Origin of the sequence: Diaminobutyricibacter sp. McL0608 (assembly GCF_039613825.1) — a bacterium.
Classification (GTDB): Bacteria; Actinomycetota; Actinomycetes; order Actinomycetales; family Microbacteriaceae; genus Diaminobutyricibacter.
The window spans coordinates 848,508-861,663 of sequence record NZ_CP154826.1 but is presented as its reverse complement, the minus strand read 5'-3'; the positions used below and the strand labels follow the sequence as shown (position 1 = coordinate 861,663).

Sequence of the window (13,156 nt, the reverse complement as noted above, 5' to 3'; positions counted from 1 at the left end):
TGGTCAACCAACGTGATTAATCCTCATTTTACGGTCGAATCACAGGCGAGGGCAACGTTTTGTGACACTGTGCCACCCAGACTGGGGGTAACAGTGAGTTGGGCATGGGGGGCCTTCTGGGCGACATCGAGCAGATCTACGACGATCGTTCGGCTCGCTCCCGGCTTCAGATCCACCGTGAACAGGCTCACCGGTCTGCCGGTGTCAGTGGCCGCACGCGTGGGATAAAGCGCCTTCCCACTCGACGTCGCGATGAGAAGGCCATCCTTGGGCCCGTACACGGCCACCCGAGTGCGAACGGTGCCCGGCGGCACCCCGAACATTCCGGAGCCGGTGACATAGGCGGGAAGGGACGTTCCCGCATCCGCCGGCGCCCCGTTGGTCAGGCTGACGGTCACGCGTGAGGTCGGTATCCGGTCGGCACGGCAGACCCCGGTCGCGACCGAGACGGTCGACTTGAGGTAGTAGTCCATCTTTCCGCCGGTGGCGTCGTTGAAATACACCCCGATTCCCGCCACCTGGGGACTCGAGGCCGGCAGCCCACCGCCGAGCGTCGTCGCGGCGAATACCGCCTGCTCCGACGGGTGACTGCTCCAGATGAGCACACGCCGCTCCGCTCCAGCCTGGCCGAGCGCCCGAACGAGCCTGGTGGCATCGGCCGACCCGGAGGCGACTTTGGAGAAGACCGCCGACGCTGTCGATGCGAAAAAAGCGTCCTGGGCGCGTGGCGCCGAATAGTCGCGGTAGCTGTCGCTCAGGAGAATGCGAACGACGTTGCCCGCGTAGAGTTGCCGGCCGCCGGCGACCTTCACCGGGCCGGTGGCCTTCAGGATGTACTGGATGGTCACAGGATCTATGGCGACCACACCGTCGATGGTCCCGCCGAACTTCCCAGTCCACATCATTGCGGCAAGTTTCGCTGTCACGGGGAAGTACGGGGTCGCCCCGACGTCCTGTACGTAGCGCCCGACGACCGATCCGTACAAGCCCTCCGTCGCCGCCGGCAGCGGCATGACCGGGCTCGCCAACGGCGGGAAGTCCGTCGTAGAGGCCTGCGCCACGATGCTGAACGCTCCCCCGTCGGTGTGGATGAGGGTCAGCGAACCCACGAGCCCGCCGGTCGCCCGCAGCTCGGCAGGGTTCTGCGTCAGAAGCAGGATGTTGCGGGGGCCGTCCGCTCCGAGCATCCCGGGAAGCACGCGAGCACTGTTCGCCAGCGCGGTGATCGTCGGGCTGACCCGGTTGATGGCGTTCCGTACACGGGTGACCGCATCCGTCACGACCCCGAGCGTGTCACCCGTGCGGATGGCAGAGACGGACCGGTCCACGTCGCTCAGCGCGGCCTGGGCCCGGAGGACGGCCGGCGCCGCCTGAACGAGCGGCGCCAGATCGAGTCGTCCGCCCACGGGCTTGAACTTCTCGAGGTCGACGGACGCGGACACCGCTATGAGCGGCGTGACGACCCTGCTGGAGACGGCTTCGGTCGCGGCTGCGAGCTGCCGTACCGCGGCAAGGTTGGCGCCCGCCAGAGGAACCACCTCGGCCGCCCGCCACAACGGATCGTCCGTGAGTCCGGCCGCGAGTCGTGCGTGAGCTTCGAGCTGCCGCGCCGCAGTCCGGGCCGCTCCCAGGTCGCCCGAGCCCACAGAGGCCTCGATCTTCGTGACCAGGGGGTTGATCGCCTGCAGCTCCTGCTTGGCGATGAGTCCCCGGATGCCGATCCAGCCGACGACCGCGGCGATCAGCAGGACGAGCGCGGCGACGGTCAGAGAGATGACGCGTCGTCGCTTCGAGATCGCCGGGTTGGACTCCATCCGGCAAATCTAACAATTCCTCAGCTTTAACGAGAGCCCTGGCGTACCCCCGAACCGGGGGTACATTGCCGCAAGGGCAACCGAAGGATTCACCGGTCAGCGCCGCCCAAGACCGCGATAGGTCCAGCCCGCCGCACGCCATTGCTCGGCGTCGAGACAGTTGCGGCCGTCGACGATGACCGTGCCACGAACGAGACCAGCGACCTGCACGGGGTCGAGCGCCTTGTATTCGGGCCACTCGGTGACCAGCACCACCGCATCCGCATCGTCCAGCGCCGTGAGCACATCGTCCGTGTATCTGAGCTGCGGATGCCGTCTCCGGGCATTCGCGACCGCCTGCGGGTCGGTCGCCACGACCTTGGCACCGAGCCCGCGCAGCTGAACGGCCACGTCGAGCGCAGGGGAATCGCGCACATCATCGGAATGCGGCTTGAAGGCGAGCCCCAGCACCGCGATCCGCTTGCCGTTCACCTGCCCGTCGAGCAACTCGACGACAAGGTCGATGACACGCTGCCGCCGCCGAAGGTTGATCTGGTCGACCTCCTTGAGGAACGCCAATGACTCCCCGCGGCCGAGTTCCTCCGCGCGGGCGGTGAACGCCCGAATGTCCTTCGGCAGGCATCCTCCACCGAACCCGACGCCGGCGTTGAGGAACCGGCGGCCGATTCGCGCGTCGTACCCGATCGCATCCGCGAGGGCCGTCACGTCCGCCCCCGTCACTTCGGCGATCTCCGCCATCGCATTGATGAACGAGATCTTGGTGGCGAGGAAGGCGTTCGCCGAGACTTTCACGAGTTCGGCAGTGGCGTAGTCGGTCACCACGACCGGCGTGCCGCCCTCGATCGCGGAGGCGTAGACCTCGTCGAGAACGCCCGCCGCGCGCGCCCCCTCGTCACCGCCAGGGACGCCGTAGACAAGGCGGTCAGGTGAGATGGTGTCGGTCACGGCGAAACCCTCACGCAGGAACTCAGGATTCCAGGTGAGGATCGCACCGGGCGCCGTCGATGCGAGTCGGGCGCTGAGTCGAGATGCCGTTCCGACCGGCACCGTGCTCTTGCCGGCCACGACGTCGCCGGGCTTCAGGTATGGCGCGAGCGCGACGAACGCGGCATCGACGAACCGAAGATCCGCGGCATGACTGCCGTGTTGCTGGGGCGTGCCCACCGCGACGAAATGCACGGTCGCGTCGGCGACCTCGGAGATGTCCGTGCTGAATCGGAGTCTGCCGCTCGCGGTCGCCGATGCGAGGATCTCCGGCAGGCCGGGCTCGAAGAACGGAGGGATGGCAGCAGCCAGGCTCTCGATCCGGGCGGAGTCGACATCGATCCCCACGACCTCGTGTCCGAGTTCTGCCATGGCGGCGGCGTGGACAGCCCCCAGGTAACCGCAGCCGATCACGGAAATCTTCATGTGGCGCTCTCGTTCAGGTGAAGTCGGGGTCGGGCTCAGCCATGTAGGCCGGTGTGCCGGCTTCGACGGGCCAGCGACGCCGGCCGTTGTTGAGCACCCCCTGGCTCTCCTGCAGGTAACAGGCGCCACACAGCGACTCGTAGCTCACGGACGCGCCGTCAATCGCCACCTGGTCTCCGTCGAACACGAAGATGCCGTCGATCTTGCGCGCATTGAAGATCGCTTTGCGGCCGCAGCGGCAGATCGTCTTCAGTTCTTCCAGGCTGTGCGCGATCTCGAGGAGCCTGCGACTGCCGGGGAAGGCGACCGTCTGGAAGTCGGTCCGGATGCCGTATGCCAGAACGGGAATGTTCTCGAGCAGCGCGATACGAAGAAGGTCGTCGACCTGCGCCTCCGTGAGGAACTGCGCTTCGTCGACCAGCAGGCAGCTGACATCGCGGTCGTACCGCTTGATCGTGCGCTCCCGATGATGCTGGAACCTGCCGTACGCATCCGTCTCCGGAGCGATCAGGAAGTCGACCTCCCGCGTCACGCCCAGTCGCGACAGGATTCCCATGTCGCCTTTGGTGTCGATCGCCGGCTTGGCGAGCAGGACCCGATGACCGCGTTCCTCATAGTTGTACGCAGCCTGCAGCATCGCAGTGCTCTTGCCGCTGTTCATCGCGCCGTATCGGAAGTACAGTTTTGCCACGAGACGATCCTACGGGTGGTTCGGCCGGTCTCAGGTGAGGTAGCCGTCCTCTGCGGCGCGCCGGATGAGATCCGCCCGCGAGCTGGTCGGTCTCCCCACCTTCCCGTACTTCTCGCGTACTCGCCGCAGGTAGGTCTTGGCCGTTTCGTATTGAACGCCCATCTCCCGCGCCACCTGCCCGGTCGTGCGCCCGTCGGCGTACAGCGAGAGCGCGAGTCGCTCCCCATCGCTGAGGTGCGGTCGAGCGACCTGCGTAGCGCCGTTCGGCAGCGGACGCCATGCAGGCTCCGGTGTCTCCGTGCCGTCGAGGCCCATCACCGTGCGCGCCACTGCCATCACTTCGCTCATCGGTTCCGACTTGTTGAGGTAGGCGGCGGCACCGGCGGCGAGAGCACTGTCGCGGTCGGCCTGGCCATCGATCGCCGTCAGGACGATCACCTTCGCGCCTGCGGCGCGACAGGTGCGAACCCGGGCGCCGATCGAGACCGATTCGCGCAACTGGAGATCCATCATCACCAGGTCGGTGGGGAACGCGTTGCTGTGCACAAGATCCAGCCAGGTGCTCGCACGGAGAACCAGCTCGAACTCGGGCGCGTTGGCCTTGATCCAGCTGGCAAGGCTGTCGAGCAGCAATTCGTGGTCGTCGAGGAGGGCAAGGCGGACCGGCCCGGGGAGCGCATTCTGATCTGTGGGGCTCATTGGGTTTCAGGACTCGCCATAAGAAAACTGTATCGTCACAGAACCGTCCTGAGTGTCGAGCGTCGCGTCGGAGGAGATGGAGCGCAGCGCCGCGAGGTACGGCATGAAGGTGCGCCGGAGTTCCCGCGCCGGAACGCCGACCTTCGCACTCACGATCGTGTCGGCGCGTCCCGCGACGCTTGCGATCTCGATCTTGAGCGACGAAGACTCGAATCCGTGGATGCGAGCGGCGGCCGCGATGGTTGCGCCCAGGACCCCGCGGTGCTCCTCGGACATCGACTCGGCAAGCCTGCCCGGGTCGACGACCGCAGGTGTCTGATGCCCGACCGCCCTCGCCACACTCTCCTCGAGCCAGCCGCGGTCGACCTCGTCGACCGCGACGCGACGCACCGCGGCCGCTATGGCGCGTGCCTCCTCGATATCCTCCGGCGTGAGCTCGTCTCGCTCGACCAGGCTGAGGAAGTAGGGAACGGCCGCACTGTTCAGCAGCGTCGTCCTGTCCTGGTGGATCATCCGCGTCGCGCTTTCACGCAGCTCGGGCTCGAGCCGCACCTGCGACTCGCGGGCCGCCTCGCTCCACCGCACTGTCTGGCCGGTCATGACGGATGCATATGCGCATCCCGCCAACGCCAGCGCGATGACCGGGGTTGCAGCAACCGTGAAATAGACGATCGGCATGTTCACGATCTGCAGCGATGGACCCTCGAGTCCTGCCTCGATCCCGACCACAAGGGCGGCGAGGACTGCAGCAGCCACAACCTCTTCGACCGGTCGGTAAAGCGGCAAGGTGATGAACATCAGGGCGATGGCTATCTGCCCCCAGTCGTCCTGGATGATGCGATTGCCACCCCACACGGAGAGCGTGAAGAGTGTGCTCGCGACGACCGACAGCCCCACGACGACGATCAGCCCCAACCTGCTGAAAGGCGCGACGACCGGGCGCGTGCGGAACGAGTAGTAGATCGCTGTCCCGGCGATGACCGCCAGCGCCAGCCAGGCGAGCGGTGGGTCGGTGAGCTGGTCGAGGTGGGTGAGCGTCGAGTAGACGGCGTACGCCACGACCACGACGCCGACCAGAGGACCGAGCGGCCAGGCGGACAGCGTGCCGATCGGGTCGAGTCGCTGGGGCGTTCGCTCGGCGCCCGTCATGAGACCAGCCCCTTCTCCGCGCCCTGGGAAGCAGGTACGCGCATCATGACGGTGGTGCCGATGTCGGGGTTCGACCAGATGGTGACGGTCCCTCCAACCCGTTCGATCCGGTCGTGGACGGAATTGCGCAACCCGAGGCGGTCTGACGTCGCCGCTGTCGCGGTGAAGCCGCGGCCGGCGTCGACGACGAGCACGGAGACGCTCGAGTCCGATGCGGAGATCGCGATCTCCGCTGTCGCGCTGCCCGCGTGCCTCAAGACACTGATGAGGCACTGACGGACGGCGAGCCCGACCGCTTTGCGTCGCTCCGTGCTGAGGAGCCCGAGGGATTCGCGGTCCCCTGACACATCGACCGAGAGTCCTTCGTCGCGGGCCAGTTCGATCGCCTCGCGGAGGTCGCTCTCGTACCAGGCTTCCGCCGGGTCCGTCGACGCTACCCGCCGCTCGTGGACACTCGCTGTCGGGTCGCGCCCGAGCTGACGGAGATCGTCTTCGATGCGGCGCCGCAGTTGCGGGCGCAGGGGTCCCGGCATCGAGCTGGCGATCGTCACGAGTTCGCTGAGGACGGTGTCGTGGAGTTCGGCCGCGGCCTCCACGGCGAGCTCCTGGCGCACTGCCGCTTCACGGTTGTCCCTGATCGCGCGGTGGACGGCCGACTGCGGTCTGCTGCGGACCCCGCGGGTCAGGCCGTCGAAGGCCAGGACACCGACGATGAGGAGGTAGGCGCCGAGGGAGATCGCGTCGGTGTGGAAGGCACGGCCGGCGGTGAGGGCGGCACAATAGACGGCCGCCTCGGCCAGTGCGAAGCCGACGGTCGCCCAGAGGATGCCCGCGAGCGCACCCGTCCCCGTTCCGCCGACGAGGGTCATGGCCACTATGGGCAGGGCGATCACGAAGAGGTTCGTGTCGTGATAGCTGGGGGTGAGGGCGAGCACCGATGCGGCGTAGAGGTACGTGGACGCAGTGCCGACCGCGAGGTAGGCGATCGTCAGAGCGGTCGTGCGGCGCCTGCTGAGCAGGATGAGAAGAGCCGCCATCGGGGCGAGGACGATCGAGGCGTACCAGTAGTGGCCTCCAGCCGAGCCGAGCGCCGCGATGAGCAGGTTGACGAACGCCGATGCCAGGCAGACGAAGGCGGCCGCCTGGGCGGCCGCCGCTATGGCGCGGCTGTTGGCTGCGCGCGCGAGATGACTCGGAAGTCCCAGCGACATGCACACCCCCTCAACGCGTCCGAGCACAGACCCTTCGGATTATTCCACCGGATCGCCGCCACGTGTACCCCGGCAAGGGATTCTTGTACCCCAGTTGGAGGGACCCGATGTCGTCTCAGAACAGCGTCGGCTGTGCCTCCATCGCCGACAGGGCGACGCCGGGCGCGAGTTCGTTCGGATTCGCGCGACCTGTGACGGCGGTGCGCCGCCGTTCGCCGTCGGCGTCGCGAGTCGTGCCGAGCGCGGTAGATCGCACGCCGCCGGTGAGCGGATCTTCATAGCCGCGTTCGAGACCGTGCGCGCGGATCAACGGCTTGATCTTTGCAGCGAGCCACTGACGGTAGCCTTTGGGCGCGTAGGTTCCTCCGGAGTAGAGCTTGCGGTAGTTGGGCAGGAGCTCGGGATGCGCGCGTTCGAGCCAGAGATAGAACCACTCCTTCACGCCCGGCTTCAGATGCAGGGCGGAGTACAGAACCGAGGTCGCCCCGGCTGCCTTCGCCTGCCTCAGCGCTTCGTCGAGGTGCGCTCGCGTATCCGTGAGGTACGGCAGGATCGGCATGAGGAAGACGGCGCACTCGAGTCCGTGCTCGCGGACTGCCGTCACCGTCGCGAGTCGCGCCTTCGTGGTCGGCGTCCCGGGCTCGACCGACTGCTGCAGTTCGTCGTCATAGACGGCGATCGACATCGCCAGGTCGACGGGAACGTGTTCGGCCGCGTCGACGATCAAGTCGAGATCGCGCCTCAGCAGGGTGCCCTTGGTCAGGATACTGAACGGGGTTCCTGAGTCCGTCAGCGCTCCGACGATGCCGGGCATCAGGGCGTAGCGGCCTTCCGCACGCTGGTACGGGTCGGTGTTGGTGCCCAGCGCGACGGGGTGGTGGCCCCAGCTCGGTTTCACGAGTTCTCTGCCGAGGACCTCGGCGACGTTGACCTTGACGATGATCTCGTTGTCGAAGTCTTTGCCTGAGTCGAGGTCGAGGTAGGTGTGAGTCGGCCGCGCGAAACAGTAGACACAGGCATGAGAACAGCCCCGATACGGGTTGATCGTCCAGCCGAAAGGCATCGCGCTGCCGCCCGGAACCTTGTTGAGCGCGGACTTCGCCAGCACCTCGTGAAAGGTGATGCCGGCGAACTCCGGCGTCTTCACAGACCGGACCAGGTTGTTCAGCCGTGCGAGCCCCGGCAGCGCCGACGGCTCTTCCACAGCCAGTTCCTGTCCGCTCCACCTCATGGAATAATTCGAACATATGTTCGAATCTCAGTCAAGCCTGCTCCGGTGTGTCGCTCCTTACGACGCGACCGCCGGTCATCATGACCCGCTCGCCTTCCCAGTTGGCGCGGAGCCACCGGTCGTGGCTCGCGACGACCACGGCACCGGGATAGGCGCCGAGGGCTTCCTCCAGTTCAGTTGCGAGACTCAGCGAGAGGTGGTTGGTCGGCTCGTCCAGCAGGAAGACATGCGGTGGTTTCGCCAGGATGAGAGCGAGCGCCAGTCGACGCTGCTGGCCGACAGAAAGGGCACCGACCGGACGGTCGAGGTCCCGTGGCGCGATCAGCCCAAGACTGACGAGGGGCGTCGTTTCCGCCCGTTTCTCGCCGACACCCTCGCGAAAGAGCCGACGAGACGATGCAGCAGGGTCCGCGAATCGCACATCCTGGTCCAGCATCCCGACACGCAGACCCTTGCGGCGACTCACAGAGCCGGCCTCGAGTGCGACCGCACCGGCCAGCGCAGCGAGCAGCGTCGACTTTCCGGCACCGTTGCTGCCGGTGATCAGGATGCGCGACTGCGGCTCGACGCGGAACGACGCGACGTCGAGACGGTCGCCGATCCGGGCATCCGTCAGCTGCAACAGCAAGCCGTCCGCCTCGCCCAGGGCGTGCGAACCCGACGGGATCCCGGCGAAGCTGAGAAGCGACGGCGGCTTGCGCACCTGGCTCCTGGTGAGCTCGTCGAGCCTGCCGGACGCATTGCGAACCCGCCGGCTGATCTGCTTGTCGAGCGCACCGCCCTTGAACGACTTTGCGAACTTGTCGTTGTCGCGCGGCCGACCCGAGAAGGCGATGTTGCGCGCCGTCACGTCGACCGCGAATTTCAGGGCTTTCAGCTCGTCCTGCTCGTCCGCGAACCGGCGTTCCCAGCGGGCGCGCTCATCCGCCTTCGCGACGAGGTAGTCGGAGTAGTTGCCGCCGAACGTCGTGCGCTCACGGCTCGACGGATCCAGGTCCAGGAGCTCGGTCGCGACCGAATCGAGGAAGGCCCGGTCATGGCTCGCGAAGACGATCGGTCCCCTCCAGGCCACGAGCTGGCGCTCGAGGAAGGCACAGGCGTCGTCGTCGAGGTGGTTCGTCGGCTCGTCGAGGAGCAACGCATCCGGTCGTTCAAGCAGCAGCGCCGCGAGCGCGAACCGGCTGCGCTGGCCGCCCGACACCTCCGAGAGACGACGCGTCAACGGAATTCCGCCGACGCCGAGACCGTCGAGCAACTCGTCACGTCTGGCCTCGACCGTCCAGATTCCGGCCTGTTCGGCCGCGTCCAGGGCGCGCTCGTATCGGGCGGAATCCCCATCGGCGAGAGCGGCGGCCGAAGCCTGGAGTTCCCGCTCGATGGCGCGGACCTCGCCGAGGGCGGCCTCGATCAGATCGTCCAGCGTCTGGGACGGATCGAAGCGCACCTCCTGCCAGAGCACCCCGGTGCGGAGCGGACGGGTGATCGCTCCCGCGTCGGCGCCCTCCACCCCGGCGAGAAGCCGCAGCAGCGTCGACTTGCCGACGCCGTTCTCGCCGATCAGACCCAGGCGGTGGCCGGTCGAGACCGTGAGGGACACATCCGTGAGCACGCGACGATCGCCGTAGCTGCGCGAAAGACCATCCGCCTTCAGATAGTCGGCCGTGGACGCGGCAGGGATGGAAGCGCCCGTGGACGCGAAATCGGTGGTGGAAACATCGGGGAATGCCAAAGCAGACCTTCTTTCGAAACACTCCGCGAACGGAGGCGGTTCCCGCCGGGCGTGCACGATGGCTGCCTCAGGCGCGGGACGAAAGAAGGTTTCTACTTCATAGCGGGGACGAGGCTAACACCCTTCGTATGCTTCTGTCCAGTCCGCTCAGGCGGCGAGCTCGAGTGTCTGCGCGGTCGACGCGATGACTGTGGCGGCCTCGGCCGGCCGGTCGTTGAGCGTCGTCCCGATCGTCGGGATGAGCTTCTGGAGCGTCGGCAACCACGCCTGGTAGCGGTCGGGGAAGCACCGCTCGAGCACATCGAGCATGATCGGAACGGCCGTCGACGCACCGGGAGAAGCGCCGAGAAGACCGGCGATCGATCCGTCGGCGGCGGCGATCACTTCGGTACCGAACTGCAGCACGCCGCCCTTCTTCTCGTCCTTCTTCATCACCTGCACGCGCTGGCCCGCGGTGATGAGCTCCCAGTCTTCGCTCTTCGCGGTCGGCATGAACTCCTGCAGCGCCTTGACCTTCTTCTCACGGTTCGCCAGGACCTCACCGATCAGGTACTTGACGAGATCGAAGTTATCGCGGGCGACGGCGAGCATGGGTCCGAGGTTGGAGGGACGCACCGAGCCGGGCAGGTCCCACCACGATCCGGTCTTCAGGAATTTCGGGCTGAATCCGGCGTACGGCCCGAAGAGCAGCGACGCTTCCCCGTCGACAACACGGGTGTCGAGGTGCGGCACGGACATGGGCGGCGCACCGACAGCAGCCTTGCCGTACACCTTGGCCTGGTGCTGGGCGACGATCTTCGGATTGCTCGTTCGCAGGAACTGACCGCTGATCGGGAAACCACCGAAGCCCTTGATCTCGGGGATGCCCGACTTCTGCAGCAGGTGCAACGCTCCCCCGCCGGCCCCGACGAACACGAAGCGTGCCGTGACCTCATGGGGAGTGTTGCCCACTTCGTGGCGCACCCGCAACTTCCACAGCCCATCCTTCGTGCGACGGATGCTGCGGACCCGGTGGTTGAGCGCGACCTGTGCACCCCGCGCGGTGAGATTCTCGGTGAGGGCGCGGGTCAGGGCACCGAAATCGACGTCGGTGCCCGCGGGCACGCGAGTCGCCGCAATGCGCTGCTTGGGAGAGCGCTTCTTCATGAGCAGCGGTGTCCACTCGGCGATCACTGCAGGATCTTCGGAGTATTCCATCCCGGCGAAGAGCGGCTGGTCCTTCAGCGCCTCATAGCGGCGGCGCAGGTAGCGGACGTTGTCGCGGCCGCGCACAAACGTCATATGCGGGGTCGAGTTGATGAAGCCGCGTGGATCAGGCAGGTCACCGGCGGTCACGAGGCTCGCCCAGAACTGGCGGCTCAGCTGGAACTGCTCGTTGATGCTGATCGCCTTGGACGCGTCGACGGTTCCATCCGGCCCTTCGGGCATGTAGTTCAGCTCGCAGAGTGCGGCATGCCCGGTTCCCGCGTTGTTCCACGGGTTCGAGCTCTCCTGGGCGACCTCGCCCAGGCTTTCGTAGATACGGATCGACCAGTCGGGCTGGACCCGCTGAATGAGGGCGCCAAGGGTTGCGCTCATGATGCCGCCACCGATGAGGACGACGTCGATGGGGGAATTACTCACCCATCAAGTGTAATGGGGCTTTCCCGGCATCGTGACGGCCGGTCAGGACCGGATGCGCTGGTACGTCTCGAGGAACCGCTCCACCGGGAATGCTGCGACCGTCTCCGCCACCAGGTCGAGGTCGACGTCGGCAAGGGCCCGGAATCTCAGGCAGCTCTTGCCCATGTCGAGCGTGCGACCACCACGCGCCCAGGCCTGGCGGAACCGGCGGTCCTCCTCGCTGTCGCTGTAGATCGCCATGAGGTACAACGAGTTGTAGGTCTTCTGGGCGGCCACGCTGACGTAAGCAAGCGGCTGCTTGTTGTAGGTGTCCGGAAAGCGTTCGAGTGGGACGACCCAGCCGGGCATCCGCCACTGGACTCCGAGCTGATAGCCCTCCGGCATCGCGGCGCGGACCGTCTCGAAAACAGGCAGCACAACGGCACGTCTTCTCTCGTCGAGCGCCCCGAAATAGGCTTCGACCTCGGGTGGTACGGCTGCGTCGCCCATTTCGACTCGAACGCTTACGCCGGTACGGACTCCGAAGCCAGACGCGCAGCAACGAGCTCCGCGATCTGCACGGCGTTCAGCGCTGCACCCTTGCGGAGATTGTCGTTGCTGATGAAGAGCGCGATGCCGCGGCCTCCGGGGACACCCTCATCCTGCCGGATGCGGCCGACGAAACTCGGATCCTTACCGGCCGCCTCCAGCGGCGTCGGCACGTCGGTCACGACCACGCCGGGGGCAGATGCGAGCAGTTCGGTCGCACGCTCCGGAGAGAGGGCACGTGAGAACTCCGCGTTGATCGACAGCGAATGACCGGTGAACACGGGAACGCGCACGCACGTTCCGCTCACGAGCAATTCGGGCAGACCCAGGATCTTGCGGCTCTCATTACGGAGCTTCTTCTCCTCATCGGTCTCGTTGAAGCCGTCTTCGACGATCGACCCGGCGAGCGGGATCACGTCGAATGCGATCGGACGCACATACTTCACGGGTTCCGGAAGGGCGACCGCCGAACCGTCGTGGACGAGCTGCAGGAGGTTCTCGTCCTGCACCGCAGCGCGGATCTGGCCGGCAAGCTCCTCCGCACCTGCAAGTCCCGAACCGGAGACTGCCTGATAGGTGCTGACGATGAGGCGTTCGAGCCCGGCCTCGTCATGCAGGACCTTCAGCACCGGCATCGCGGCCATCGTGGTGCAGTTGGGGTTCGCGATGATGCCCTTGTGCGCATCCGCGATGGCCTCAGGGTTGACCTCGCTGACCACGAGGGGAACCTCGGGGTCCATTCGCCACCCGCTCGAGTTGTCGATGACGATCGCGCCCGCCTCGGCGAAGCGCGGCGCCTGGGCCTTCGAGCCAGTCGCACCAGCAGAGAAGAGGGCGATGTCGATCCCGGTCGGGTCGGCTGTCGCCGCATCCTCGACCAGGATGTCCTCCCCCTTGAAAGGAAGAGTGGTCCCGGCGGACCGCGCGGAGGCGAAGAAGCGGATGCGCTTCACCGGGAACTCGCGCTCCTCCAGCAGGCGGCGCATCACGCTCCCGACCTGGCCGGTTGCGCCGACGACGGCTACGGTGAATTCTCTGGCTTCGCTCACGATCGATCCTTCGCGGGTTGCT

General features: G+C 66.6%; 11 protein-coding genes. All 11 read right to left on the bottom strand.

Going from position 1 to position 13,156, the window contains the following annotated elements; translation table 11 throughout:
- Positions 1-23: 23 nt before the first annotated feature.
- The 11 genes from AAYO93_RS03990 to AAYO93_RS03940 all read right to left on the bottom strand — a co-directional run bounded on the left by AAYO93_RS03990 (position 24) and on the right by AAYO93_RS03940 (position 13,071).
- Entirely contained in the window at positions 24-1,814 is a 1,791-nt protein-coding gene (locus AAYO93_RS03990) for a DUF4012 domain-containing protein (RefSeq protein WP_345763721.1), read from the bottom strand.
- 96 nt (positions 1,815-1,910) lie between these two features.
- Positions 1,911-3,224, bottom strand: a complete 1,314-nt coding sequence (locus AAYO93_RS03985) for a UDP-glucose dehydrogenase family protein (RefSeq protein ID WP_345763720.1) — start codon at positions 3,222-3,224, stop codon at positions 1,911-1,913.
- A gap of 13 nt (positions 3,225-3,237) precedes the next feature.
- A complete protein-coding gene (locus tag AAYO93_RS03980; RefSeq protein WP_345763719.1) occupies positions 3,238-3,915 on the bottom strand; it encodes a thymidine kinase in 678 nt (225 codons plus the stop codon).
- Positions 3,916-3,945: 30 nt separating this feature from the next.
- Positions 3,946-4,614 carry a response regulator transcription factor gene (locus AAYO93_RS03975; RefSeq protein ID WP_345763718.1) on the bottom strand — a complete coding sequence of 223 codons (669 nt, stop codon included), beginning with the start codon at positions 4,612-4,614 and terminating at the stop codon, positions 3,946-3,948.
- Between the two features lie 6 nt (positions 4,615-4,620).
- A complete protein-coding gene (locus AAYO93_RS03970; protein WP_345763717.1) occupies positions 4,621-5,763 on the bottom strand; it encodes a hypothetical protein in 1,143 nt (380 codons plus the stop codon).
- A complete protein-coding gene (locus tag AAYO93_RS03965; RefSeq protein ID WP_345763716.1) occupies positions 5,760-6,974 on the bottom strand; it encodes a sensor histidine kinase in 1,215 nt (404 codons plus the stop codon). The genes AAYO93_RS03970 and AAYO93_RS03965 overlap by 4 nt, the downstream gene beginning before the upstream one ends.
- Positions 6,975-7,089: 115 nt before the next feature.
- Positions 7,090-8,205, bottom strand: coding sequence for an Rv2578c family radical SAM protein (locus tag AAYO93_RS03960; protein WP_345763715.1), 1,116 nt, complete (start codon positions 8,203-8,205; stop codon positions 7,090-7,092).
- 31 nt (positions 8,206-8,236) lie between these two features.
- Positions 8,237-9,934, bottom strand: coding sequence for an ABC-F family ATP-binding cassette domain-containing protein (locus AAYO93_RS03955; RefSeq protein WP_345763714.1), 1,698 nt, complete (start codon positions 9,932-9,934; stop codon positions 8,237-8,239).
- 147 nt (positions 9,935-10,081) lie between these two features.
- Positions 10,082-11,557 carry a malate:quinone oxidoreductase gene (locus tag AAYO93_RS03950; RefSeq protein ID WP_345763713.1) on the bottom strand — a complete coding sequence of 492 codons (1,476 nt, stop codon included), beginning with the start codon at positions 11,555-11,557 and terminating at the stop codon, positions 10,082-10,084.
- A gap of 42 nt (positions 11,558-11,599) precedes the next feature.
- Complete coding sequence (locus tag AAYO93_RS03945) at positions 11,600-12,046, bottom strand: DUF1801 domain-containing protein (RefSeq protein WP_345763712.1); 447 nt, start codon at positions 12,044-12,046, stop codon at positions 11,600-11,602.
- Positions 12,047-12,060: 14 nt separating this feature from the next.
- Positions 12,061-13,071 (bottom strand): aspartate-semialdehyde dehydrogenase, encoded by a 1,011-nt coding sequence (locus AAYO93_RS03940; protein WP_345764807.1) that lies wholly within the window; start codon positions 13,069-13,071, stop codon positions 12,061-12,063.
- Between the last annotated feature and the right edge of the window lie 85 nt (positions 13,072-13,156).

What these genes read in the sequence shown, in the direction of transcription:
- AAYO93_RS03975 (WP_345763718.1), bottom strand. Translation starts at nt 4,614, where the DNA reads ATGAGCCCCACAGATCAGAATGCGCTCCCCGGGCCGGTCCGCCTTGCC.
- AAYO93_RS03970 (WP_345763717.1), bottom strand. Translation starts at nt 5,763, where the DNA reads ATGACGGGCGCCGAGCGAACGCCCCAGCGACTCGACCCGATCGGCACG.
- AAYO93_RS03945 (WP_345763712.1), bottom strand. Translation starts at nt 12,046, where the DNA reads ATGGGCGACGCAGCCGTACCACCCGAGGTCGAAGCCTATTTCGGGGCG.
- AAYO93_RS03985 (WP_345763720.1), bottom strand. Translation starts at nt 3,224, where the DNA reads ATGAAGATTTCCGTGATCGGCTGCGGTTACCTGGGGGCTGTCCACGCC.
- AAYO93_RS03965 (WP_345763716.1), bottom strand. Translation starts at nt 6,974, where the DNA reads ATGTCGCTGGGACTTCCGAGTCATCTCGCGCGCGCAGCCAACAGCCGC.
- AAYO93_RS03960 (WP_345763715.1), bottom strand. Translation starts at nt 8,205, where the DNA reads ATGAGGTGGAGCGGACAGGAACTGGCTGTGGAAGAGCCGTCGGCGCTG.
- AAYO93_RS03990 (WP_345763721.1), bottom strand. Translation starts at nt 1,814, where the DNA reads ATGGAGTCCAACCCGGCGATCTCGAAGCGACGACGCGTCATCTCTCTG.
- AAYO93_RS03940 (WP_345764807.1), bottom strand. Translation starts at nt 13,071, where the DNA reads ATGCGCCGCCTGCTGGAGGAGCGCGAGTTCCCGGTGAAGCGCATCCGC.